24 protein-coding genes, 7 tRNA genes and 1 pseudogene are annotated in these 23,498 nt (G+C 62.2%); 26 read left to right on the plus strand and 6 right to left on the minus strand.

What is annotated here, in order from left to right:
• Positions 1–55 precede the first annotated feature (55 nt).
• From FURADRAFT_RS15265 to FURADRAFT_RS15275, 3 genes are all read left to right on the plus strand, one after another.
• Positions 56–469, plus strand: coding sequence for a YchJ family protein (locus tag FURADRAFT_RS15265; protein ID WP_008955060.1), 414 nt, complete (start codon positions 56–58; stop codon positions 467–469).
• 140 nt (positions 470–609) lie between these two features.
• Positions 610–927, plus strand: coding sequence for a hypothetical protein (locus tag FURADRAFT_RS15270; RefSeq protein ID WP_232503483.1), 318 nt, complete (start codon positions 610–612; stop codon positions 925–927).
• 187 nt (positions 928–1,114) lie between these two features.
• Positions 1,115–1,429, plus strand: coding sequence for a hypothetical protein (locus FURADRAFT_RS15275; RefSeq protein ID WP_008955062.1), 315 nt, complete (start codon positions 1,115–1,117; stop codon positions 1,427–1,429).
• Positions 1,430–1,535: 106 nt separating this feature from the next.
• On the opposite strand, the gene FURADRAFT_RS15280 is transcribed toward FURADRAFT_RS15275, so the two are convergent.
• Both FURADRAFT_RS15280 and dcd read right to left on the minus strand, forming a co-directional pair.
• On the minus strand, positions 1,536–2,018 hold the full coding sequence (locus tag FURADRAFT_RS15280) for a glutathione peroxidase (protein WP_008955063.1): 483 nt from the start codon (positions 2,016–2,018) through the stop codon (positions 1,536–1,538).
• A gap of 344 nt (positions 2,019–2,362) precedes the next feature.
• Positions 2,363–2,932, minus strand: coding sequence for a dCTP deaminase (gene dcd, locus FURADRAFT_RS15285; RefSeq protein ID WP_008955064.1), 570 nt, complete (start codon positions 2,930–2,932; stop codon positions 2,363–2,365).
• 217 nt (positions 2,933–3,149) lie between these two features.
• Between dcd and bfr the strand changes: the two genes are divergently transcribed.
• Entirely contained in the window at positions 3,150–3,617 is a 468-nt protein-coding gene (gene bfr / locus FURADRAFT_RS15290; RefSeq protein ID WP_008955065.1) for a bacterioferritin, read from the plus strand.
• Between the two features lie 338 nt (positions 3,618–3,955).
• Here bfr and FURADRAFT_RS15295 read toward each other — a convergent pair whose 3' ends face one another.
• A complete protein-coding gene (locus tag FURADRAFT_RS15295) occupies positions 3,956–4,948 on the minus strand; it encodes a recombination-associated protein RdgC (protein ID WP_008955066.1) in 993 nt (330 codons plus the stop codon).
• Positions 4,949–5,042: 94 nt separating this feature from the next.
• Here FURADRAFT_RS15295 and FURADRAFT_RS15300 point away from each other — a divergent pair.
• Together FURADRAFT_RS15300 and FURADRAFT_RS15305 are read left to right on the plus strand one after the other, a co-directional pair.
• Positions 5,043–5,119: transfer RNA gene (locus FURADRAFT_RS15300), tRNA-Pro, on the plus strand.
• A 74-nt stretch (positions 5,120–5,193) separates the two neighbouring features.
• A tRNA-Pro gene (locus tag FURADRAFT_RS15305) sits at positions 5,194–5,270 on the plus strand.
• Between the two features lie 14 nt (positions 5,271–5,284).
• Here the strand turns inward: FURADRAFT_RS15305 and rdgC are convergent.
• Positions 5,285–5,587, minus strand: a pseudogene (gene rdgC / locus FURADRAFT_RS20220) (recombination-associated protein RdgC); the annotation flags it as partial.
• Positions 5,588–5,681: 94 nt separating this feature from the next.
• Between rdgC and FURADRAFT_RS15310 the strand changes: the two are divergent.
• Both FURADRAFT_RS15310 and FURADRAFT_RS15315 read left to right on the plus strand, forming a co-directional pair.
• Positions 5,682–5,758 (plus strand) — tRNA-Pro (locus FURADRAFT_RS15310).
• Between the two features lie 58 nt (positions 5,759–5,816).
• Positions 5,817–5,892 (plus strand) — tRNA-Thr (locus tag FURADRAFT_RS15315).
• Between the two features lie 161 nt (positions 5,893–6,053).
• Here the strand turns inward: FURADRAFT_RS15315 and FURADRAFT_RS15320 are convergent.
• A complete protein-coding gene (locus tag FURADRAFT_RS15320; protein WP_008955067.1) occupies positions 6,054–6,275 on the minus strand; it encodes an SPOR domain-containing protein in 222 nt (73 codons plus the stop codon).
• 10 nt (positions 6,276–6,285) lie between these two features.
• On the opposite strand from FURADRAFT_RS15320, the gene FURADRAFT_RS15325 reads away from it, so the two are divergent.
• The 3 genes from FURADRAFT_RS15325 (at position 6,286) to FURADRAFT_RS15335 (ending at position 6,647) form a co-directional block, all read left to right on the plus strand.
• A tRNA-Pro gene (locus tag FURADRAFT_RS15325) sits at positions 6,286–6,362 on the plus strand.
• 74 nt (positions 6,363–6,436) lie between these two features.
• A tRNA-Pro gene (locus FURADRAFT_RS15330) sits at positions 6,437–6,513 on the plus strand.
• 58 nt (positions 6,514–6,571) lie between these two features.
• A tRNA-Thr gene (locus tag FURADRAFT_RS15335) sits at positions 6,572–6,647 on the plus strand.
• A 161-nt stretch (positions 6,648–6,808) separates the two neighbouring features.
• On the opposite strand, the gene FURADRAFT_RS15340 is transcribed toward FURADRAFT_RS15335, so the two are convergent.
• Positions 6,809–7,594, minus strand: a complete 786-nt coding sequence (locus tag FURADRAFT_RS15340; protein ID WP_008955068.1) for an SPOR domain-containing protein — start codon at positions 7,592–7,594, stop codon at positions 6,809–6,811.
• A gap of 130 nt (positions 7,595–7,724) precedes the next feature.
• On the opposite strand from FURADRAFT_RS15340, the gene ndk reads away from it, so the two are divergent.
• The 15 genes from ndk to FURADRAFT_RS15415 all read left to right on the plus strand — a co-directional run bounded on the left by ndk (position 7,725) and on the right by FURADRAFT_RS15415 (position 23,119).
• On the plus strand, positions 7,725–8,150 hold the full coding sequence (gene ndk / locus FURADRAFT_RS15345; protein ID WP_008955069.1) for a nucleoside-diphosphate kinase: 426 nt from the start codon (positions 7,725–7,727) through the stop codon (positions 8,148–8,150).
• A gap of 60 nt (positions 8,151–8,210) precedes the next feature.
• Entirely contained in the window at positions 8,211–9,305 is a 1,095-nt protein-coding gene (gene rlmN / locus FURADRAFT_RS15350; protein ID WP_008955070.1) for a 23S rRNA (adenine(2503)-C(2))-methyltransferase RlmN, read from the plus strand.
• A gap of 105 nt (positions 9,306–9,410) precedes the next feature.
• Positions 9,411–10,040 carry a type IV pilus biogenesis/stability protein PilW gene (pilW, locus tag FURADRAFT_RS15355; protein WP_008955071.1) on the plus strand — a complete coding sequence of 210 codons (630 nt, stop codon included), beginning with the start codon at positions 9,411–9,413 and terminating at the stop codon, positions 10,038–10,040.
• Positions 10,040–10,927: a RodZ domain-containing protein gene (locus tag FURADRAFT_RS15360; RefSeq protein ID WP_008955072.1), complete on the plus strand. Its 888-nt coding sequence runs from the start codon at positions 10,040–10,042 to the stop codon at positions 10,925–10,927. The genes pilW and FURADRAFT_RS15360 overlap by 1 nt, the downstream gene beginning before the upstream one ends.
• 12 nt (positions 10,928–10,939) lie before the next feature.
• Positions 10,940–12,220: a flavodoxin-dependent (E)-4-hydroxy-3-methylbut-2-enyl-diphosphate synthase gene (gene ispG / locus FURADRAFT_RS15365; protein ID WP_008955073.1), complete on the plus strand. Its 1,281-nt coding sequence runs from the start codon at positions 10,940–10,942 to the stop codon at positions 12,218–12,220.
• 29 nt (positions 12,221–12,249) lie between these two features.
• Entirely contained in the window at positions 12,250–13,521 is a 1,272-nt protein-coding gene (hisS, locus tag FURADRAFT_RS15370) for a histidine--tRNA ligase (RefSeq protein WP_008955074.1), read from the plus strand.
• Positions 13,522–13,540: 19 nt separating this feature from the next.
• Entirely contained in the window at positions 13,541–14,170 is a 630-nt protein-coding gene (locus FURADRAFT_RS15375) for a YfgM family protein (protein ID WP_008955075.1), read from the plus strand.
• A 3-nt stretch (positions 14,171–14,173) separates the two neighbouring features.
• Positions 14,174–15,316 (plus strand): outer membrane protein assembly factor BamB, encoded by a 1,143-nt coding sequence (gene bamB / locus FURADRAFT_RS15380; RefSeq protein WP_008955076.1) that lies wholly within the window; start codon positions 14,174–14,176, stop codon positions 15,314–15,316.
• Between the two features lie 12 nt (positions 15,317–15,328).
• A complete protein-coding gene (gene der, locus FURADRAFT_RS15385; RefSeq protein WP_008955077.1) occupies positions 15,329–16,720 on the plus strand; it encodes a ribosome biogenesis GTPase Der in 1,392 nt (463 codons plus the stop codon).
• Positions 16,721–16,966: 246 nt separating this feature from the next.
• Positions 16,967–17,227, plus strand: coding sequence for an RNA chaperone Hfq (gene hfq / locus FURADRAFT_RS15390; RefSeq protein WP_008955078.1), 261 nt, complete (start codon positions 16,967–16,969; stop codon positions 17,225–17,227).
• A gap of 87 nt (positions 17,228–17,314) precedes the next feature.
• On the plus strand, positions 17,315–18,451 hold the full coding sequence (gene hflX, locus FURADRAFT_RS15395; protein WP_008955079.1) for a ribosome rescue GTPase HflX: 1,137 nt from the start codon (positions 17,315–17,317) through the stop codon (positions 18,449–18,451).
• Entirely contained in the window at positions 18,438–19,652 is a 1,215-nt protein-coding gene (gene hflK, locus FURADRAFT_RS15400) for an FtsH protease activity modulator HflK (protein WP_008955080.1), read from the plus strand. Before hflX ends, hflK begins: the two co-directional genes overlap by 14 nt.
• Positions 19,653–19,655: 3 nt before the next feature.
• On the plus strand, positions 19,656–20,537 hold the full coding sequence (hflC, locus tag FURADRAFT_RS15405; protein WP_008955081.1) for a protease modulator HflC: 882 nt from the start codon (positions 19,656–19,658) through the stop codon (positions 20,535–20,537).
• Positions 20,538–20,637: 100 nt separating this feature from the next.
• A complete protein-coding gene (locus tag FURADRAFT_RS15410; protein ID WP_008955082.1) occupies positions 20,638–21,789 on the plus strand; it encodes an ATP phosphoribosyltransferase regulatory subunit in 1,152 nt (383 codons plus the stop codon).
• A 34-nt stretch (positions 21,790–21,823) separates the two neighbouring features.
• Entirely contained in the window at positions 21,824–23,119 is a 1,296-nt protein-coding gene (locus FURADRAFT_RS15415) for an adenylosuccinate synthase (protein WP_008955083.1), read from the plus strand.
• The last annotated feature ends 379 nt before the right edge of the window (positions 23,120–23,498 follow it).

Consider the following 23,498-nt stretch of genomic DNA (forward strand, 5'->3'; position numbering starts at 1 on the left):
GTCGACGTGTTCTCGCTTCCTTGCATCTTGCTTCCCATCCCTTCTGGAATGAACCATGGCCAAAACGCCATCCACGACATTGTGCCCCTGCGGCAGTCGCCATCCTTATGCCGACTGTTGCGGCCGCTTCATCGAGCACCCCGAGTGCGGCGCTCCGACGGCGGAAGCGCTGATGCGCTCGCGTTATACCGCTTACACCCTGGGATGCGAAACCTATCTGCTGGCGACCTGGCAGGAGGCCACGCGTCCGGCCGGGCTCGACCTCGCCGACGATGCCGGCAAGGTGAAATGGCTGGGACTGGACATCCGCCGCACCGAGCAGGGCGGGGTGAACGACCAGACCGGCATCGTGGAGTTCGTGGCCCGCTACAAGGTGGGCGGGCGAGCCCATCGCCTGCACGAAACCAGCCGTTTCCAGCGCGATGACGGCCGCTGGTTCTATCTCGACGGCGCACTGCACGAGCACTAAATCAATTCTATTGGCATATACTATCGCCCGGAGGGCACGCCCGTTTTTTTCCTATCCATCGTGGCGTTTCCCTCCTGCTGTCCTATTGTTAGAAGGGACGTTTTAGTAAAGCGTGTGAGAGGGGGAAAATGGGTAACGCCATGGAGCAGTTGTTGTCCGGTTTTTCGCAGTCGACAGGCCAGAACGAGCCGTCCTGCGACCTTTCCAGTTCAGCCATTCGCCTGGTGAAGGCGCCCGTGCGCGCCGACCTGAGTCTGCAGCTCGAGGCGATGGCGCATGTGCTGCACACCACTCCGGAATGTCTGGCAGGCGCCATCCTGAATGCTGCCATCGTCGATCTGGAAGATCATCTCGGCGAAGCGCTGCTCGGTAAGGTGCAGCAGGAGTGCCAGGTCATTCTGGACGCCAGCCGGCCAGAAAATAATCCCAGCGTCGTTTTCAACAGCGGCGGTACTTGAGCTTTTCTTGTCCGCCCCGCATCGGTACCGGTGCCTAACGGACGGCGCTTTCGGCCGTGATGGCTGCCGTATTGGACGTGAAAAGATCTGAATCAATACAGGACAACAGCGCAGAGCGGCCTGTTTTGCGCGGCCCGGGCATTTGTTCGGCATTGCAAAGCATTTTCTTTCAGTTTTAGGAGCGAAGATGATGGCAAAGGCGTTGGATGAACTGGTCACCCGTCTGGAGCACTGTCGCGAGCAGGGGCGTTGTGCCAAGGCCGTACTGGATGTGGTGGCCACGCGGGACCTGTCGGTTCCGATCGATCACGAAACCTGCGGCGAATTGCGGGCGCTGGCGCAGGTATTCAGCTGCGAGCCCGCCGAACTGGCCAGTGCCATCCTGCGGGCAGCCTGTATCGATTTGCAGGAACATCTGGACGACGACCTCGACAAGCTGGCCGCGGCCGCCGAACAACTGGTCAACGACCCGTGCGTCGGGATCGCCAGCGAGGAGCTCTAGCGGTACCCGACCATTTCAGCAGTGAACTGGCCACAAGAAAACCGGCAGGCTTGCCGGTTTTTTTTGTATCGTCCTGACTGCTCCGTCTTGATCAGCGGCTATCCGGTCAGAGCAAGGCTTCGATCTTGCTGGCCAGTGCTTCCGGCTTGGTCAGCGCCGAGTGGCGCGCCACGATGTGGCCCTGGCGGTCGATCAGGAACTTGGTGAAATTCCACTTGATGCGGCGTGTGCCCAGCAGGCCCGGCTTGGCCCGCACCAAGTGATGCCATAATGGGTGCGCGGTGGCGCCGTTGACGTCCACCTTGCTCGCCATGGGGAAACTCACGCCGTAGTTCTTCTGGCAAAAAGCCCCGATTTCGGCATCGCTGCCAGGCTCCTGCCGGCCGAACTGGTTGCAGGGGAAACCGATGACCACCAGCCCGCGATCGCGGTAGCGCCGGTACAGCGCCTCCAGGCCGGCGTATTGTGGGGTGTAGCCGCACTGGCTGGCAGTATTCACCACCAGGATAACCTTGCCGGCGTAGTCCTGAAGCTTGGCCGGAGAGCCATCCAGCAGGGTGAAGTTGAAGGCGTAGAGTGGGGCGGACATGATCGGGTGTCGTGGGTGAACGGCCTTGCATGGTAGCCAGTAATGGCCCCGCTTCCTAGCGTGTGCGGCGGCAGGCCGGCCGTGCGTCTCGGAAACGGCGAACTAGATTTATACCAAATACATGTTTTGGCATAAAAAAAGGGACGAGCGGCAAGGGGGAACCGCAACGCCCCAGTAAGAAAGGTTTGCCCACACATTCTTGCGTGTTTGCCTTCGATAAACCATTGAGAACCTAGTGTTTATCGTAGTTCACCTGCCGGAAATTGCGAGTCACTTTTGCACCCCGAAAGCACAAAAAAAATCCCGCCGGGAGGGCGGGAGGGCTGGGCTGAAAACCGGCGTATTCACGGTTTCGGCAGGGTGACCCCGCTTTGCCCCATGTACTTGCCGTCACGGTCGCGGTAGGACACCGCGCATTCCTCGTCAGACTCGAAAAACAGCACCTGTGCAACGCCTTCGTTGGCGTAAATCTTTGCCGGCAGTGGAGTCGTGTTGGAAAATTCGAGGGTGACATAACCTTCCCATTCCGGTTCGAACGGCGTCACGTTGACGATGATGCCGCAGCGCGCGTAGGTCGATTTGCCGAGACACACGGTCAGCACGCTGCGCGGGATGCGGAAGTACTCCACGGTGCGCGCCAGCGCGAACGAGTTGGGCGGAATGATGCAATAGCCATCGCCCGACACTTCGACGAACGACTTCGGGTCGAAATTCTTCGGGTCGACGATGGTGCTGTTGATGTTGGTGAATACCTTGAATTCGTCGGCACAGCGGATATCGTAGCCGTAGCTCGAGGTGCCGTAGGAGATGATCTTCTGGCCGTCGCTGATCTTGATCTGGTTCGGTTCGAACGGATCGATCATGCCGTCCTGCTCAGCCATGCGGCGGATCCACTTGTCGGATTTGATGCTCATTGTCGGAAGGGCGCTCGGGAAGGCGCTGGGGAGAGTGACGATCGGCAGATTTTACCCTTCCGTCCGCCATCTAGGCCAGTGTACCGACGAGCTAGTCCGGATGGGGCGGTGTTTTGCTGACAATACGCCTTCGTCATCCTACAATCCGCCCTGATTTTATTCACTTTGGCAAGCGCCGGCTCGCCCCCCGGCTCTGCCTGTCAGAGGACGTCTACACATGCAAGGTCACCCCAAAACCATCGAGTTGCTGAACGCTCTGCTGGCCGAGGAACTGTCGGCCGCCGACCAGTACTTCATCCACGCCGAAATGTACAAGGATCAGGGGCTGCAGCAGCTATTCCAACGCATCGACCATGAGCGCGAGGACGAACTGGGACATGCCCGCATCCTCATTGCCCGCATCCTGTTCCTCGGCGGTGTCCCAAACGTGGCGAAGCGCGTACCCATCGTGGTCGGCCAGGACGTGCCGGCCATGCTGCGAAGTGATCTCGAGGTCGAGTACCGAGTGGGCGACTTGCTCAAGTCGGTGATCGCACACTGCGAGAGCGTGCAGGATTTCGTCACGCGCAACGAACTGATGCTGCTGCTGGAGGAGACTGAAAACGATCACGCGCACTGGCTGGAACAGCAGCTCAAGCTGATCGAGCTGACCGGCCTGGAAAACTATCAGCAGTCGCGCATGTAATGCCAAGGTGGGCAGAAAGGGGCAGGGGAGCCCACGCCCCCCCGTCTGTTTCTGGCCATGGCAGCGCTAACCCTTAGGGGGATCTCGCCCGTGCGTGATCTGTTCGGCAAGGCGTGGCCGCAGCGAATGCGCCGACCCGTCCTGGGGCAGGCACAAGCGGGTCGGAGCTTCCTTCACCTCGTCCACGGCACCGTGCCTATTGCTCCATGTCTCCGTTACGGCGTGCCCTGCGTCACATGGGAGGGGCGCGGCAATACCCCGGTGAGCTGTCCAGGGGGGGGCTATCAGTAAAAAAGAGCCGGATTTCCGGCTCTTTTCGGTCGAGGGCTATAACGCGCTCATTCCTCCCACGGCACATCCACCGCTTCCGTGCGGGTTGCCGCGCTCGCGGGGGCAGCCGGGGGAGGCGCCGCGGCCGAGCTGGCCTGCTGTGCTTCTTCCAGCCCACCCAAGGCCTCGACCAGCTCGTCCACCAGTTCACCCAGCTCTTCTACCATCAGTGTGAAGGTGGCCTCGAACAGGCTGTCGCGATCGTCCCCGGCCTGGCTCGCTTCTTCCTGCAGGACATCGAGGAACTGCAGGCGTTTCAGCTGCAGCATGTCGGTCAACACGAAACGGATACGTTCGCGCCAGATCAGGCCGACCCGCGTCACCTGCTTGCCGGTGGCGATGTGCTGGCGGATTTCATCGGCGGTCAGGTCCATGCGCGTGCAGCGGATCACCGCGCCGTTCTCGCTGCTGTCCTTCAGCTCGCATTCGGCGTCCAGTTCGAAACCGGCCGGTGCCTCGCATTCGGCCAACCAGGCCGTCATCGCGGTATGGGGGGCGATCTGGGTGCGCGGCAAGGCGGCGGGGAAGGGCGGCAGCGCTTCGCGCAACTTGCTGACCAGGGCCTCCGACTTGCTGGCCGTGGCGGAATTCACCATCAGCCATTGTCGGCGTCCATCCAGGTAAGCGTTGAGGCGGTGGCTGCGCACGAAGGCGCGTGGCAGCAGGTCGTCGGTCACCTGTTCCTTGAGGGCCAGCTTTTCCTTGCGGCCGACCTTGCGCAGTTCCTTGTCCTCGATCTCCGCTACCTTGGCGTCGACAAACTCGCGGATTACCGATGCCGGAAGAACCTTGTCTTCGCGCTTCAGGGCGACCAGCTGGCAGCCGCGGGCGCTGTACACCGGCGACTCCTGGTGGCCGGCAGCGGTCACCCAGCCCTCGCTGAACCAGTCCAGGCCGCTGCAGTGAAGAAACGGTTTTTTCTCCAGTGCATCAGTCAGTTGCGCCACTTCGGGGATGGCATCCCCGTTCAAACGATAAAAAGATAGTTGCTTAAACCACATATTTGCCCGATAATGCGCGTCCTCTGAGGCCGAACATTGTATCGCAGAAGCGGTGCCTGACGGTGAATAACTTGGAGTCGCAAAAATTCGGAATCGGGGTGTAGCTTAGCCTGGTAGAGCGCTACGTTCGGGACGTAGAGGCCGGAGGTTCGAATCCTCTCACCCCGACCACAAATTTGATAAAACGCTTGCGGATATCAAATGATTTTTGTAAAATGTGTTTCCTCTGAATTTTATTCAGAAATCGGGGTGTAGCTTAGCCTGGTAGAGCGCTACGTTCGGGACGTAGAGGCCGGAGGTTCGAATCCTCTCACCCCGACCAGATAGGGCCAGCTTTTCCTTGCGGCCGACCTTGCGCAGTTCCTTGTCCTCGATCTCCGCTACCTTGGCGTCGACAAACTCGCGGATTACCGATGCCGGAAGAACCTTGTCTTCGCGCTTCAGGGCGACCAGCTGGCAGCCGCGGGCGCTGTACACCGGCGACTCCTGGTGGCCGGCAGCGGTCACCCAGCCCTCGCTGAACCAGTCCAGGCCGCTGCAGTGAAGAAACGGTTTTTTCTCCAGTGCATCAGTCAGTTGCGCCACTTCGGGGATGGCATCCCCGTTCAAACGATAAAAAGATAGTTGCTTAAACCACATATTTGCCCGATAATGCGCGTCCTCTGAGGCCGAACATTGTATCGCAGAAGCGGTGCCTGACGGTGAATAACTTGGAGTCGCAAAAATTCGGAATCGGGGTGTAGCTTAGCCTGGTAGAGCGCTACGTTCGGGACGTAGAGGCCGGAGGTTCGAATCCTCTCACCCCGACCAGATTCAAAAAAGCCTTGATGCGCAGCATACGTCAAGGCTTTTTTACCAAGTTTGGTTTGCCGGTATAGCTCAGTTGGTAGAGCAGCGCATTCGTAATGCGAAGGTCGGGGGTTCGACTCCTCTTACCGGCACCATATAGAAAAAAGCCTGGCGGCAATGCCAGGCTTTTTTTATTTCCGGTTGTCTCGCCTGAGCCCGCTGCCGTGGGGCGTGCTGTGCGTGTTGTCGCGGCGGTGCCTGGGCGGTGTTTGTCGGCCGCGGGTCGTGTCTTCCCGGTGATTCTTGGCGGCGGGGGTTATTGTGTCAGCGGCGCTAGCAAGGGGCTATAGCCCAGTTGGCGCAGCTTGCTCATGGTTTCCTCGGCTTCGGCGCGGGTGCGGAATGGTCCGACGTGTACTTTCGTCTCGGTATGGGCTTCGATGCCGTTTGCCTTGAGCGTCTCGATCAGTTTCTGCGCATTGCCAAGGCTGGTGAACAAGCCGAGCTGCACCTTGTAGCCCAGCGAGGAGCCTGCCAAAATTCGGAATCGGGGTGTAGCTTAGCCTGGTAGAGCGCTACGTTCGGGACGTAGAGGCCGGAGGTTCGAATCCTCTCACCCCGACCACAAATTTGATAAAACGCTTGCGGATATCAAATGATTTTTGTAAAATGTGTTTCCTCTGAATTTTATTCAGAAATCGGGGTGTAGCTTAGCCTGGTAGAGCGCTACGTTCGGGACGTAGAGGCCGGAGGTTCGAATCCTCTCACCCCGACCAGATTCAAAAAAGCCTTGATGCGCAGCATACGTCAAGGCTTTTTTACCAAGTTTGGGTGGCCGGTATAGCTCAGTTGGTAGAGCAGCGCATTCGTAATGCGAAGGTCGGGGGTTCGACTCCTCTTACCGGCACCATATAGAAAAAAGCCTGGCGGCAATGCCAGGCTTTTTTTATTTCCGGTTGTCTCGCCTGAGCCCGCTGCCGTGGGGCGTGCTGTGCGTGTTGTCGCGGCGGTGCCTGGGCGGTGTTTGTCGGCCGCGGGTCGTGTCTTCCCGGTGATTCTTGGCGGCGGGGGTTATTGTGTCAGCGGCGCTAGCAAGGGGCTATAGCCCAGTTGGCGCAGCTTGCTCATGGTTTCCTCGGCTTCGGCGCGGGTGCGGAATGGTCCGACGTGTACTTTCGTCTCGGTATGGGCTTCGATGCCGTTTGCCTTGAGCGTCTCGATCAGTTTCTGCGCATTGCCAAGGCTGGTGAACAAGCCGAGCTGCACCTTGTAGCCCAGCGAGGAGCCTGCCGGTCTGGCCTTGCTGACGGGTGCAGGAGCAGGGAGAGGTTCGTTCTGGGGCTGCGGCTTGAAGGCTTGGGGGGGTACGCTGCTCTCCTCCTTGCTCTCTTCTTTTGCCTCCGGGGCCGTTTTCGCCGTTGGGGCGGGAGTGATGGTCGGTGCCTTGGCTTGGGGCGGAATGGTCGGCACTTTCGCATGGATGGCCGCGACACCCGGGGTCTTGCTGGTGTCCGGAGCGGGCGGGGCGATATGGCCCGATGGAGTCGGGCTGGCCGGGGCCGCTTGCGGCGTGGGCTGGCTCGCTTCCATCGCGGCCGGTGCGCTGCTTTCAATCGCGGCGGGAGGCTCTGTCGCAGGGGCTGACGCGACATTGGCGATCTTGCCCGAACTGCCTTGCGGTTCGGTGGCCGTCATGGCGACTTCGTCGCGTTTGCCGAAATGGTCCAGAACCGGGATGGCGGCCAGCGCCAGCACCACCAAGCCGCCGGCGATGAGCAAGCGCTTCTTCAGTTTTCGACTGATGTCTTTTTCATCGCCGCCATTGGGCGGAGGGGGTGTCTGGGTGTCTGGGCTCATTGTGCTTAAATTTTGTGCAGCAAAGGCTTGAAAAGGCTGGTAAAGTACCGGGTTCCTCAGAATTGGGTAGCCCGAATGGCTAGGCTGCAAACTAGTTTAGCCATTTGTCTTGGAATTAGGGAGATTTTTTATGGCAATTGAACGCACTCTGTCCATCATCAAACCGGACGCCGTAGCGAAAAACGTTATCGGCAAGATCTACGATCGTTTCGAGTCGGCCGGCCTGAAAGTTGTCGCCGCCAAAATGAAGCAACTGTCGCGCGCCGAAGCCGAAGGCTTCTACGCTGTGCACAAAGAGCGTCCTTTCTTCAACGACCTGGTGAGCTTCATGATCTCCGGCCCGGTCATGATCCAGGCGCTGGAAGGCGAGAATGCCGTCCTGAAGAACCGCGAACTGATGGGCGCGACCGATCCGAAGAAAGCCGACGCCGGCACCATCCGCGCCGATTTCGCCGAGTCGATCGATGCCAACGCCGTACACGGTTCCGACAGCGTTGAAAACGCTGCTATCGAAGTGGCCTACTTCTTCGCCGCTTCCGAAGTTTGCTCGCGTTAATTAGCCGTATCGCTGTACCGGGGTGGCCGCCATGGCGGCTGCCCTGTCAATGAGGATTGCATGAAAACCAACCTGCTCGACTTCAATCTGGCCCAGTTGACCGATCACTTTGCCGCGATGGGCGAAAAGCCGTTCCGCGCCAAGCAGGTGATGCGCTGGATGCACCAGATGGGCGAGGCCGATTTCGACGCCATGACCGACATTGCCAAGAGCTTGCGTTGCAAGCTGCACGAGTCGGCCGAGGTGCGCGTGCCCGACCTGATGGTCGAACAGGCTTCCAGTGATGGTACCCGCAAGTGGCTGCTCGACGTCGGCACCGGCAACGGTGTCGAAACCGTGTTCATCCCCGAGGATGATCGCGGCACCTTGTGCATATCATCCCAGGTGGGGTGCGCCCTCGAATGCACCTTCTGCTCCACCGGTCGCCAGGGTTTCAACCGTAACCTGTCGACCGCCGAGATCATCGGCCAGCTGTGGTGGGCCAACAAGGCGATGGGAGTGACGCCGAAGAATGAACGCGTCATCTCCAACGTGGTCATGATGGGTATGGGCGAGCCGCTGGCCAACTTCGACAACGTGGTGTCGGCTCTGCAGATCATGCTGGACGACCACGGCTACGGTTTGAGCCGTCGCCGCGTCACGGTGTCGACCTCTGGCATGGTGCCGCAGATGGACCGTCTGCGCGAAGCCTGCCCGGTGGCGCTGGCCGTCAGTCTGCATGCACCGAACGATGCCATTCGCGATGTGATTGTGCCCATCAACAAGAAATACCCGCTGCGCGAACTCATGGCAGCCTGCCAGCGCTACCTGGAAAAGGCCCCGCGGGACTTCGTGACGTTCGAGTACGTGATGCTTGACGATGTCAACGATAGACCTGAACATGCTCGCCAGTTGATTGAGCTGGTGAAAGATGTGCCGTGCAAGTTCAACCTGATCCCGTTTAATCCGTTCCCGAACTCGGGTTACGAGCGTTCCAGCAACAACGCCATTCATCGCTTCCGGGAGATACTGCAAGAGGCGGGGTATGTGGTGACGGTGCGCAAGACGCGCGGCGACGATATCGACGCCGCTTGCGGCCAGCTGGCGGGGCAGGTGCAGGACAAGACGCGACGCAAGACAAAGTGGATCCGAATCGAGGAGGATGGTGCGGCATGAAGAAAGGGCAAATGTGGCTTGCTGGATGCTTGATGGCTTTTGGCATGACTGTATTTTGCTGCCGCACCGACCAACGAACTGGCTCAGATCCGCACCCAACTGGCCGTGGAGTATTCCCGGGTCGGTAATTACAAGGCGGCGCTGCTGTCCGCCGATCAGGCCATCGCCGCCGATCAGCGCTACGTGCCGGCTTACCTAGCCAAGGCCTATGTGCTGACCTTGCTGAAGGTGGATGGCGACGCCGAGCAGAATTACCAGAAGGCCTTGGCGATGGAGCCCGCTAATCCGGAAGCCAATAACAATTACGGCGAATTCCTGTGCGACCACGGGCGTGCTCAGGACGGCATGGGCTATTTTGCCAAGGCCCTGGCCAATCCGCTGTACGACACCCCGCAGACCGCCTACCTGAACCTGGGGCGGTGCAGTGCCTTGCTGGGGCAGAAAGCCCAGGCCAACGACTATCTGTTGTCGGCCCTGCGCGTTTCTCCTAATTATCCGCCCGCGCTCAAGGAACTGGCGGCGCTGCACTTTGGTCAAGGTAACGCCAAACTGGCCGCGTTCTATTTCGATCGCCTGGCCGACAACGTTGGCGAGATGCCGGCCGACGTGTTGCTGTTGGGGGTGAAAATCGCCCGCAAGACCAATGAGCAGGGCAAGGCCGATCTCTATGCCGCAAGGCTCAAGAGCCGATATCCCGATTCGAAAGAAACGCAAGAGTTGTTGAGTGGTCTTTGATGGAATCTCAAACCGAACAGAATAGTACCCTGCCGCCAGACCGCGATAGCGTCGGGGCAGCGCTCAAGGCGGCCCGTGAGGCCGCCGGTCTTAGCCTGGGTGAGGTGGCGGACCGGCTCAAGCTGTCGCTCAAGCAACTGGAGGCGATTGAGGCCGATCGTTTCGAGGCGTTGCCTGGTGCCGCCTTCGTTCGTGGCTTCGTGCGTAATTACGCCCGGTTTCTGGGCCTGGATGCCGTACCCTTGATGGCTCGGCTGGAGGAACGGTTCCCCTCTTCCGTCAAGGAAGTGGCGAATCTCTCCAAGGAGGTCGAGGCGGCTTCCGTGGTCAGCGAACCGGAGGAAACGTCCGGACTGCTGGGAAAGCGGGCGATCCTGCTGGTGCTGGTGGTCGTCTTGGCCGCCGGCGCCTTCTGGTTTGCCCGCCCCGGGTCCGAGCCGGCCAAGGACGAAGCCAAACAGGACCTGGCCCCGATGCTGACCGAGCAGTCGACGGCTTCGGCCCCGGTCGAGGCCGAGCCTGTCAAGGGCGCATCGGCTGCGGTGACGGCTCCCGAACCCGCACCCGTTCCCGCCCCAGCTGCTAAGCCGGCTCCCGCCGTGGCGGCTGCGCCGGCATCCGCTCCCGTCTCCGCGCCGCCCACGGCAGGGGGCGGCACGGTCAAGCTGATCGCCAAGCAGGATGCCTGGGTGTCGGTGATCGATGGCAGCGGCAAGAAACTGGTGTTTGAGACGCTCAAGGCCGGAGCCGCCAAGGAAGTGGTCGGCCAGTCCCCGTTCAAGCTCACGGTCGGCAACGCCACACAGGTCGAGGTGTCCTTCAACGGCCAACCGGTGGTGATGACCGGCAAGATTCGCGGTACCACCGCCAGACTAGAACTCAAGTAGGTAATCTGTCACATGGATAGCGTGCTGATCGCGCGACGCCCCACCCGTCAGGTACGAGTGGGGCATGTTATTGTCGGCTCCGAGGCGCCGGTGGTGGTGCAGTCGATGACCAATACCGATACCGCCGATGCGGCTGCGACCGCCCAGCAGGTATTCGAGTTGGCCGAAGCCGGCTCGGAACTGGTGCGCATCACGGTGAACTCCCCCGAGGCAGCAGCGGCGGTCGCCGAGGTGCGTCAACGCCTCGACGACATGGGCTGCAACGTGCCGCTGGTGGGCGACTTCCACTTCAACGGCGAGCGTCTGCTGCGCGACTATCCCGATTGCGCGCGTGCCCTGGCGAAGTACCGCATCAACCCTGGCAACGTCGGCAAGGGCGCCAAGGGCGACGACAAGTTCGCCTACATGATCCGTGCCGCCATCGAGTACGACAAGCCGGTGCGTATCGGCGTCAACTGGGGCAGTTTGGACCAGACCTTGGCGGTACGGTTGATGGACGAGAACAGCCGCCGTGCCGAGCCGCTGGCACCGGACGCGGTAATGCGCGAGGCGCTGATCGTGTCGGCGCTGGAGAGCGCGGGCAAGGCGATGGAACTGGGGCTGCCGGCTGACAAGATCATCCTGTCGTGCAAGGTCAGTCATGTGCAGGACCTGATTTCGGTGTACCGCGATCTTGGCCGGCGCTGCGATTTTCCGCTGCACCTGGGGCTGACCGAGGCCGGCATGGGCTCGAAGGGCATCGTCGCCTCGACCGCGGCGCTGTCGGTGCTGCTGCAGGAAGGCATTGGCGACACCATCCGCATCTCGCTGACCCCGGCGCCGGGCGAGTCGCGCAACCGGGAAGTGGTGGTGGCGCAGGAAATCCTGCAGACCATGGGGCTGCGTTCGTTTACCCCGCTGGTGACGGCCTGCCCCGGCTGCGGCCGCACTTCCAGCACCTTTTTCCAGGAGCTGGCTGACAGCATCCAGGGCTATCTGCGCGAGCAGATGCCGGTATGGCGCCTGCAATACCCGGGCGTCGAAGACATGAAAGTGGCCGTGATGGGCTGCGTGGTGAACGGCCCGGGCGAGAGCAAGTTGGCCGACATTGGCATTTCCCTGCCGGGCACCGGCGAAGTGCCGGTGGCGCCGGTCTATGTCGACGGCGAGAAGAACGTGACCCTGAAGGGCGATACCATCGCCGCCGATTTCAAGGCGCTGGTCGACGATTACGTGCGCTCCCGCTACGGGGAAGGGGGCGCCAAGCGGCGCGACTCCGTTGTGCGCACGATACCGATCAAGACGGTCGGCTGAACCGAATAAAGACTGAGAAGAAGCGAGCAATGACGCAAAAGATCCAGGCCATTCGCGGCATGAACGACGTGCTGCCGGCCGATTCGCACCAGTGGGAGTATTTCGAGAACATCCTGCGCGGCTGGCTGGCCGATTACGGCTACCAGAACATCCGCACGCCGATCGTCGAGGAAACCCGGCTGTTCGTGCGTTCCATCGGCGAAGTGACCGATATCGTCGAGAAGGAAATGTATTCCTTCACCGACAGCCTGAACGGTGACAGCCTGACGCTGCGCCCGGAAGGCACCGCCGGCACCCTGCGTGCCGTGGTCGAGCACAACCTGCTGTACAACGCCACGCAGCGTCTGTGGTACATGGGCCCGATGTTCCGTCACGAGCGTCCGCAGAAGGGGCGCTATCGTCAGTTCCACCAGATCGGCATCGAGGCGCTGGGCTTTGCCGGGCCGGATATCGACGCCGAAATCATCCTGATGACGGCCGACCTGTGGAAGCGCCTGGGCCTGGCCGACAGCGTGGAATTGCAGCTCAACACCCTGGGCAACAAGGATGAGCGTGCGGCGCATCGCGAGGCGCTGATCGCCTATCTCGAGCGCCATCACGACATGCTGGACGAGGACGGCAAGCGCCGCCTCTACAGCAATCCGCTGCGCGTGCTGGATACCAAGAACCCGGCATTGCAGGAGATCTGCAACGCCGCGCCGCGTCTAACCGACTATCTGGGCGATGAGTCGCGTGCCCATTACGAGGGCTGGAAGGCGATGATCGACGGCCTCGGCATACGCTACGTGGAGAATCCGCGGCTGGTGCGCGGGCTCGACTACTACAACCAGTCGGTGTTCGAATGGGTGACCACCGAGCTGGGGGCGCAGGGTACGGTGTGTGCCGGTGGTCGTTACGACGGCCTGGTCGAGCAACTCGGCGGCAAGCCGGCTCCCGGCATCGGCTTCGGCATGGGCCTGGAGCGGGTGATGCTGCTGTTGCAGGAAAAAAACCGCCTGCCGGCATCGCGCGGGGTGGACGTCTACCTGGTGCAGCAGGGTGCTGGCGCGCCGCTGTACGCCATGCAGCTGGCGGCCAGCCTGCGTGCCGCCGGCCTGTCGGTGATTCAGCACTGCGGCGAAGGCAGTTTCAAGTCGCAAATGAAAAAGGCCGACGGCTGTGGCGCGCAGTTTGCCGTGATCGTCGGTGAAAACGAAGTGGCCAACGCCACGGCGGTGGTCAAGCCGTTGCGCCTCGAGGCCGCTCAGGAAACCGTCGCGCTGGCGGCGGTGGCCGAAACCATCACCCGAATCAAGGCTTGAAAACATAAGGGGGAACGCGATGGCGTTCGACTTGCAAGAACAAGAACAGATCGACGAGCTGAAGGCCTTCTGGGCGCAGTGGGGCAAGTGGATCTCGGCGGCGGTGTTGGCGGCGGCGCTGGGCTACCTGGGTACCAAGGGCTGGACCTACTACCAGCAGTCGCAGGCCGAGAAGGCCTCGGCCGTCTACGACGAGGTGGCGGGCGCGGCGCAGGCGGGCGACCTGGCCAAGATGAAGAGCTCGATGGCAGTGTTGCAGAGCGATTACGGGCGCACCGCCTACGCCAGCCGTGCCGCCTTGCTGGCGGCCAAGACCGCCTTCGACAAGCAGGATCTGGCCTTGGCCAAGTCGCAGCTGACTTGGGCCGCGGAGCATGCCAAGGAGCCTGCCTTGCAGGCGGTAGCTCGCCTGCGTCTGGCGGCGGTGCTGCTCGATGAAAAGCGCTACGACGCCGCCATTGCCGAGCTGAACCAGGAGCATGTCAGTGCCTACGATGCCCTGTTTCTCGACCTGAAAGGCGATGTTTACGCCGCCAAGGGCGACAGCAAAGCCGCGCGTGACCAGTACCGCTCGGCCTTGGCCAAGCTGGCGGGGGATTCGCCCAACCGCCAGTATATTCAGACCAAACTTGATGCCCTGGGAGGCTGAGCGATGCGCTGTCGTGTACTGGTTTCTGCCCTGATTTCCGCCAGCGTGCTGTCTGGCTGCGCCAGCTGGTTTACCAGCTCCACACGTGTCGAGCCGACGCCATTGCAGGCGGTGCGCGTGGAGCAGCCGCTCAAGCTCAAATGGTCCGACTCGGTCGGCGATGTTGCCCATGGCGGTTTCCTGCCGGTCTACCAGAACGGCAACGTGGTGGTGGCCGAGGCCCGTGGCCACATCGAGGTATTCGACGCCCTGAGCGGGCGCAAGGTCAGCGAATTGGCTCTCAAGCGCGAGCTGAGTGCTGGCCCCGGCGTGACCGACACGCTGGTGCTGGTGACGACCACCGATGGCCGCTTGCTGGCGGTCGATCGTTCCAGCGGCGCGGTCCGCTGGGAGCAGACGCTGACCAGCCTGGCACTGGAAGCGCCGCAGGCCGGCAGCGAGGTGGTCACGGTGCGCACCAACGACGGCCGGGTAACCGGCTTCGCTTTGGCCGACGGCAAGCAGCTGTGGTCGGTGTCCCGTGTCTTGCCGCAGCTGACGGTGGAAAACAATGGCTCGCTGCAGCGTGCCGGGGACGAGGCCATCCTGGCCGGCCAGGCCGGTGGCCGTCTGGTGGTATTGAGCCCGAAGAACGGCAACGTGCTGTGGGAGGCCAGCGTGGCCAGTCCGCGCGGGGCCACCGAACTGGAACGCGTCACCGACGTGGTGTCACGCCCGGTATTCGACGCCGGCCAGGTGTGCGCCGTGGCGTTCCAGGGGCGGGTGGCCTGCTTCGAGGCGCGCGGCGGCAACCTGCTGTGGGCGCGTGACGTGTCGTCTAGCCACGGGCTGGCGGTCGATGCGCGCAATGTGTATGTCACCGGCGACGATGGCAGTCTGTGGGCGTTCGACCGCAGTACCGGCCGCAACATCTGGAAGCTGGATGATCTGAAGTATCGCAACGTGTCGGGTCCGGCCATGCTGGGCCGCTACGTGCTGGTGACGGATGGCGAAGGATATGCCCATCTGGTCGCCGCTGACAGCGGCCGCATTGTGGGTCGCACCAAGGTCGGGACCGAACGTCTGACCGGACAACCGGTATCGCTGGGCGATACGGCGCTGGTATTAGGCCGTAACGGTCGCCTGGCCATGCTGTCACTGGAATAAAGCAGTCTCTTGATGAAACCAACTGTAGCCCTGGTCGGCCGACCCAACGTCGGCAAATCGACCCTCTTCAACCGCCTGACCCGCAGCCGGGATGCCCTGGTGGCGGATCAGCCGGGTCTGACCCGTGATCGTCATTACGGTCATGGCCGCGTCGGCGACAAGCCTTATCTAGTGGTCGACACCGGTGGCTTCGAGCCGGTCGTGGACGAAGGCATCCTGTTCGAAATGGCCCGCCAGACCCTGCAGGCGGTCGACGAGGCCGATGCCATCGTGTTTCTGGTCGACGGCCGCACCGGCATCACGCCGCAGGACAAGATCATTGCCAATCGCCTGCGCCAGAACGATCGCCCGGTATTCCTGGTGGTCAACAAGGCCGAGGGCATCAGCCAGTCGATCGCCGGGGCCGAGTTCCACGAGCTGGCGCTGGGCGAGCCCTTGGCGATCTCGGCTGCACACGGCGACGGCGTGCGCGAGCTGATGGAGATGGTGCTCGAGCCGTTCCCGGCCGCCACCGACGAGAAGGAGGTGCGCCATCCCAAGTTCGCCGTGATCGGCCGCCCCAACGTCGGCAAGTCGACGCTGGTGAACGCCATCTTGGGCGAAGAGCGGGTGATCGCGTTCGACCAGGCTGGGACCACGCGCGACAGCATCTACATCGATTTCGAGCGCGACGACCACACCTATACCATCATCGATACGGCCGGGGTGCGCCGCCGCGGCAAGGTCAATGAGACCATCGAGAAGTTTTCGGTGATCAAGACCATGAAGGCCATCGAGGATGCCAATGTGGCCGTTCTGGTGCTGGATGCCCAACTCGATATCTCGGAGCAGGATGCCACCATCGCCGGCTTTGCGCTGGAGGCGGGGCGGGCGCTGGTGGTGGCGGTCAACAAGTGGGACAACATCGATACCGAGCAGAAGGAACTGGTCAAGCACGAGATCGCGCGCAAGCTGGGTTTCCTCGACTTTGCCAAGTTCCATTTCATCTCGGCCATCGAGGGGCGCGGCATCGCCGACCTATTCAAGTCGATCGACGAAGCCTACCGCGCCGCCATGGTCAAGCTGGCAACGCCCAAGCTGACTCGGGTGCTGGAGGTGGCGGTTGAGCGCCAGGCACCGCCGCGGGTCGGGCAGGTACGGCCGAAAATGCGTTATGCTCACCAAGGCGGCATGAATCCGCCGATTATCGTGATCCATGGCAACGCGTTGGCCAAGGTGCCGGATAGTTACACCCGTTACCTGGAACATACCTTCCGCAAAGTGTTCAAATTGCAAGGAACACCGTTGCGGGTGCAGTTCAAGTCGGCGGAAAACCCGTTCGACAGCGAGAAGGAAAGCAAGGGCGGCAAGCCCGGCAAGCTGGTGACGCTGGGCAAGAAGGGCAAGCTGCGCAACAAGCCTTGAGGCGCGTCCTTGGCCGTATCGGACCGGGTTGTCGCGGTGTTGGCCGCAGAGTGGCCGGGAATCTCCGGCCTGAGAGGTGCCGAATAGTTTCCGGGCTGCGGCGGTGTTCACACCGCCGCGGCTCGCCTGTCTGTTGAAACTGGTTCGTAGTACGCCCGCCGCTTTTCTGCTAGAAAGATAGCTGGTTCTAGTGGTCGGGCTGATACAAGATTTTCAATACAACAATCATCGATTCGGAGAAAACGAATGAGCTCTAAAGGGCAAATGTTACAAGACCCGTTCCTGAACACCCTGCGCAAGGAACATGTGCCGGTGTCCATTTATCTGGTTAACGGTATCAAACTGCAAGGCCAGGTCGAGTCTTTTGACCAGTATGTGGTCCTCTTGAAAAACACGGTAACCCAGATGGTTTACAAGCATGCCATCTCCACCGTCGTGCCGGCCCGCCCGGTATCCATTCCGCACGAGCAGCCTGCTACTCAGAAGTCCGAGCAGCAAGACGCTTGATTGCTTACGCAAACCCCGAAAGGTTGGCCGGGTTCCCCATGAACGGGGGCCTTCCAGCCTTTCTTTTTGTGAGTCCGGTTATCTCAGGTGTTTGACCGTCCCGATTTAGGTGATCAGGCCATCATCGTGTGCCTGGATTTCGGTGACCCCGATTTCCAGGAAAACGTTGATGAGTGCGTCGATCTCGTCAAGAGTGCTGGCGTCGAAGTCATGGGTCTGATCCATGGCAAGCGCCAGCGTCCCGATGCGGCCCTCTTTGCAGGCAAGGGCAAGGTCGAGGAAATCGCGGCGCTGGTGCGCGCGACTTCGGCCAACGTGGTGATCTTCAACCATCAGCTCTCGCCCGGTCAGGAGCGCAACATCGAGCGCGTGCTGCAATGCCGGGTGATCGACCGCTCCAGTCTGATTCTGGACATCTTCGCCCAGCGCGCGCGCAGCCATGAGGGCAAACTGCAGGTCGAACTGGCGCAATTGTCGCATCTGGCGACACGACTGGTGCGCGGCTGGACCCACCTGGAGCGGCAGAAGGGCGGTATCGGCCTGCGCGGTCCGGGTGAAACCCAGCTGGAAACCGACCGCCGCTTGCTCGGCAACCGCGTGAAGCTGCTTAAAACACGGCTGGAGCAGGTGCAGAAGCAGCGCAAGACGCAGCGCCGCGGGCGCCTTCGCAACGGCATCGCCTCGGTGTCGATCGTGGGCTATACCAACGCTGGCAAGTCGACGCTGTTCAACGCGCTGACCAAGGCCAAGAGCTACGCCGCCGACCAGCTGTTCGCCACGCTGGACACCACCAGCCGCAAGCTGTACCTGAACGAGCAGGCCTCGATCGTGGTGTCCGACACGGTGGGCTTCATCCGCGATCTGCCGCATACGCTGGTGGCAGCGTTCCGCGCCACGCTGGAAGAAACCGTGCAGGCCGATCTGTTGCTGCACGTGGTCGATTCGGCCAACCCGATGCGCGACATGCAGATCGAAGAGGTTAACCGCGTGCTGGAGGAAATCGGCGCCGACGAGATTCCGCAGCTGATCGTCTGGAACAAGGGCGATCTGCGAGGACTGGAGCCGCTCATCGAGCGCGACGCCGACGGCGTGCCGCAGGCGGTGCGGGTTTCGGCGCTGACCGGGGACGGCCTGGAACTCCTGCGCGAGGCTCTTGCTGAACGGGTGCAGCTGCTTGCCCCCCCTCACCCTAGCGAAGATAGAAACAATAATGTCGCAGCATGATCCCAAGTGGGGACGGCGTCCGAACGACGGACCGCCGGACCTTGACGAACTGTTCCGTAAACTCAACCAGAAACTGGCCCGCCTGCTGGGTGCCAAGCCGTCCGGCAAGGCCCCGGAGCCGCGCGCCGCGTTCAAGGGGGGCGTCGGCGCCGCGCTGGGCGTGGTGGTGGCGCTGTGGCTGGCCAGCGGCTTTTACGTGGTGGATGCGCGCGAGGAGGGCGTGGTGCTGCGGCTGGGGCGTTATCACCACACCGCTGAAGCGGGTCTGCAGTGGCACCTGCCGTACCCGTTCGAGAAGGTGGAGATCGTCAATCTGACCGAGGTGCGCAGCATCGAGGTGGGCTATCGCAACAGCGCCAAGAACCGGGTGCCGGAAGAGTCGCTGATGCTGACCGAGGACCAGAACATCATCGATGTGCAGCTCTCGGTACAGTACGACGTGCGCGACGCCAGGGCGTTCCTGTTCAACAATGCCACAGGCGATCGCGACGCCAAGGACATCGTCAAGCAGGCCGCCGAGACCGCGATCCGCGAGATTGTCGGCCGCAACAAGGTCGACTTCGTGCTCAACGAGGGGCGCGCCCAGATCGCGGCGGAAACGCAGCGACTGATCCAGAGCGTGGTCGACCGCTACGCCCTGGGCGTGCACATCGCCAAGGTGAACATCAACGACGTGCAGCCGCCGGGTGAGGTGCAGGCGGCGTTCGAGGACGCGGTCAAGGCGGGCCAGGACAAGGACAAGCTGCGCAACGAGGGGCTGGCCTACGCCAACGACGTGGTGCCCAAGGCCGAGGGCCTGGCCGCTCGTCTCACCGAGGAGGCCGAAGCCTACAAGCAGCGCGTCGTGGCGCGCGCCGAGGGCGATGCCGCCCGCTTCAAGCAGGTGTTGTCCGAGTACAACAAGGCGCCCAAGGTCATGCGCGACCGGCTCTACTTCGACATGATGCAGCAGATCATGACCAGCAGCAGCAAGGTGCTGGTGGACCAGAAGGGGGGCAGCAACCTGCTCTACCTGCCGCTCGACAAGCTGATCCAGTCGACCGGACCGGGCAACGGTGCCGCGGCCGCTCCGGCCAGCCCGGCCCCCGCGGCGCCGGCGCCTTCCCGTGCCGAACCGAGCGCACCGTCCGCTGCGGCCACTCCGCCGCGGGAAGGACGGGATGTGACCCGGGGACGTGACATGTTCGGAGCGGAGCGCTAAGCCATGGAAAGAATGGTATCTGTAGTCGTGGCGATCGGCGGCCTGCTGTTGCTGGCCAGCCTGTCGCTGTTTACCGTTGACCAGCGCCAGTTCGCCCTGCTGTTCCAGTTTGGCGAAGTGGTGAAGATCGTTACGCAGCCGGGCATCCACTTCAAGGTGCCGCTGATGCAGGATGTGCGCTATTTCGACCGTCGGGTGCAGACCATCGACGCCGAGACGCCGGAACTGTTCAACACGCGCGAGAAGAAGAACGTGCTGGTCGACAGTTTCGTGAAGTGGCGCGTGATCAACGTCGAGCAGTTCTACAAGAGCGTCGGCGGCAACGAGGCGGCGGCCGTGGCGCGTCTGCGACAGACCATCAACGACGGCCTGCGCGCCGAATTCGGCCAGAAGACCGTTGCGGACGTCATTTCCGGGCAGCGCGATCAAGTCATGGAGGTTGTTCGCAAGCGTGCCGACGCGGATGCGCGTAAAATCGGGGTAGAAATTCTCGATGTGCGCTTAAAGCGCGTCGATTTTCCGGATAAAATCAGCAGTTCGGTCTACGACCGCATGCAGTCCGAGCGCCGCACCGTGGCGAGCCAGCTGCGTAGCGAGGGCGCCGCCGAGGCCGAGCGCATCCGTGCCGAAGCCGACCGCAAGCGCGAGGTGACCCTGGCGGAAGCCTATAACAAGGCGCAGCAGGTCAAGGGCGAGGGGGATGCCAAGGCGGCGGCGATCTACGCCGAAGCCTACGGCAAGAACCCCGAGTTCTACGCCTTCTGGCGCAGCATGGACTCCTACAAGGAGTCGTTCAGGAACAAGAGCGACGTGCTGGTGCTGGATCCGTCCAGCGAGTTCTTCCGTTACCTGAAGAGCCCGCAGGTGGCCGGCAAGGCCAAATAACAATCTGACGATAATCGTGACCGGCCGAGACGTTTTCGGCCGGTTTGCTGACGGCAAGGCGGGGCAACCACCCCCGCCTTTTATTCTGTACTGAGTACTTATGCGCAACTGGCTGCTCCCCGAACATATTGCAGATATCCTGCCCGCCACCGCTCGCCAGGTCGAATCGGCCAAGGCTGCCATGCTGGAGCTGTTCCGCACGGCCGGCTACGAGCTGGTGTTGCCACCGCTGATCGAATACGCCGATGCCCTGGTGTCGGAAGGCGACAGCGCGCTGGATATCAAGACCTTCAAGCTGGACGATCATCTGTCCGGCCGCCAGCTCGGCCTGCGCGCCGACATTACCCCGCAGGTGGCGCGTATCGATGCCCATCTGCTGTCCAACCGCACCGGCGTGACCCGGCTGTGCTATGCCGGCAGCGTGGTGCACGCCCGCCCGAGCGGCCTGATGAGTTCGCGCGAGCCCTTGCAGGTCGGGGCCGAGCTGTACGGCTACGCCGGCATCGAGGCCGACCTCGAGATCATCGAGCTGATGCTGGCCACGCTGCGTCAGGTCGGGGTCGACAAGCTGCGCCTGGACGTCGGTCACATCGCCATCTTCCGCGGCCTGGCCGCGGCGGCAGGCCTCGCAGCCGAAGAAACGCGCGAGCTGTTCGGTGCCTTGCAGTCCAAGGACATCGCCACGGTGCGCGAATTGGTGGCCGAGGTCGCCGAGCCGTACAAGAGCGCCTTCCTCGCCTTGCCGGAGCTGTATGGCCCGCGCCAGGTGCTCGACAAGGCCCGCACCCGGCTGCCGTCGCTGCCGGAGGTGGAGCTGGGGCTGATGCAGCTCACCGCGATCGCCAACGCGCTGGACGGGCAGGTGGAGCTGAGCTTCGATCTGGCCGAGCTGCGCGGCGATTTCTACCATACCGGCCTGATGTTTGCCGCCTACGCTCCCGGCTGGTCCGAGGCGCTGGCGCGCGGTGGACGTTACGACAACGTCGGCCGTAAGTTCGGCCGGGCTCGCCCGGCAACTGGCTTCAGTCTCGACCTGCGCGATCTGGTGCGCATCCTGCCCGAGCGCGACGCCGCGCAGGGCATCCGCGTGCAGGCACGCGACCTGGCCGCCGCGCGTGACGCCGTGGCCGCGCTGCGTGCCGGCGGCGAGCGGGTCATCATCGATTACCTGGGGGAATCGGCCGTGGCGCTGGATTGCGACCGCGAGCTGGTCTTGGCCGCCGATGGCTGGCAGGTGGTTCCGTTTAACTGAGTTTTAGTGTTTGACAGAGAAGAGGTTCTTTCCAATGTCCAAGAACGTTGTCGTGATCGGTACCCAGTGGGGTGACGAAGGCAAGGGCAAGATCGTTGACTGGTTGACCGATCACGCCCGTGGCGTGGTGCGTTTCCAAGGTGGTCACAACGCCGGCCACACCCTGGTGGTGGGTGGCAAGAAGACCGTGCTGCGCCTGATCCCGTCCGGCATCCTGCGCGAAGGCGTGGACTGCTTCATCGGCAACGGCGTGGTGCTGTCGCCGGAGGCGCTGCTGAAGGAGATCGACGAGCTGGAAAGCGCCGGCATCGACGTGGCTTCGCGCCTGAAGATCGCCGAGAACTGCACGCTGATCATGCCGTACCACGTGGCACTGGACCAGGCGCGTGAAGCGGCCAAGGGCGCCGGCAAGATCGGCACCACCGGTCGCGGCATCGGCCCGGCCTACGAAGACAAGGTGGCGCGCCGCGCGCTGCGCGTGATCGACCTGTTCGATGCCGAGCTCTTCGCCGCCAAGCTGAAGGAAAACCTCGACTACTACAACTTCCAGCTGACCCAGTACTTCAAGTCCGAGCCGGTGGACTTCACGTCCACGCTGGAAACCACCATGCAGCTGGCCGAGCGCATCAAGCCGATGGTGGCCGACGTGTCGCGCACGCTGTACGAGCTGAACAAGGCCGACGTGCCGCTGCTGTTCGAGGGTGCCCAGGGCACGTTGCTCGACATCGACCACGGCACCTACCCGTTCGTGACCTCGTCCAACTGCGTGGCCGGTGCGGCCGCTCCGGGTGCCGGCGTGGCGCCGCAGATGCTCAACTACGTGCTGGGCATCGTCAAGGGCTACACCACCCGCGTCGGTTCCGGCCCGTTCCCGACCGAGCAGGAAAACGACATCGGCGCCTTCCTGGCCAAGCGCGGCAACGAGTTCGGCTCGGTGACCGGCCGTCCGCGTCGCTGCGGCTGGTTCGATGCCGCCGCGCTGAAGCGCTCGATCCAGATCAACGGCGTGTCCGGCCTGTGCGTGACCAAGCTCGACGTGATGGACGGCCTGGAAGAGATCCTGCTGTGCGTGGGCTACAAGATCGACGGCAAGGAAGTGGACATCTTGCCGTTCGGCTCGGAAGCCGTGGCCAAGTGCGAGCCGATCTACGAAACCATGCCGGGCTGGAGCGACTCCACCTTCGGCGTGAAGAAGTGGGATGACCTGCCGGAAAACGCGCGTGCCTACCTGACCCGCATCGCCGAAATCTGCGAGGCGCCGGTCGATATCATCTCCACCGGCCCGGACCGCGAAGAGACCATCGTGATGCGTCACCCGTTCGGTCTGTAAGACTGTTGCGAGGTTGACCGAAGAACGGACCCCACGGGGTCCGTTCTTGTATTGGCGACAAACCTCTTTTGCGAAGCGGAAGGGGTTTGTCGTGTAAACAGGAAGGCGGCGGATTGAATAACTGATCAGGAGCGGCCCGGCTTTGCCGGGTCCGGCAGAATCTGAACAAGGTACTTTGTCAGCCGCTTAAACGGACCCCATGGGGTCCGTTTTTTTTACCCTTGTGTCGCCTTCCGGGCCGGCATTCGTCCCCGGTTGCGTTCCCGGGCCGGTTATTGTCGCCCCTGGCGGAGGCGGCGCACGGCTGAATCGGGTGGCGGCAGGGGCACGGCACTTTCTGTCAAATGAGTAAGGGCTATCCAACGTCATTTCTTTAAAA

Origin of the sequence: Pseudogulbenkiania ferrooxidans 2002, assembly GCF_000174355.1 — a bacterium.
GTDB lineage: Bacteria > Pseudomonadota > Gammaproteobacteria > Burkholderiales > Chromobacteriaceae > Pseudogulbenkiania > Pseudogulbenkiania ferrooxidans.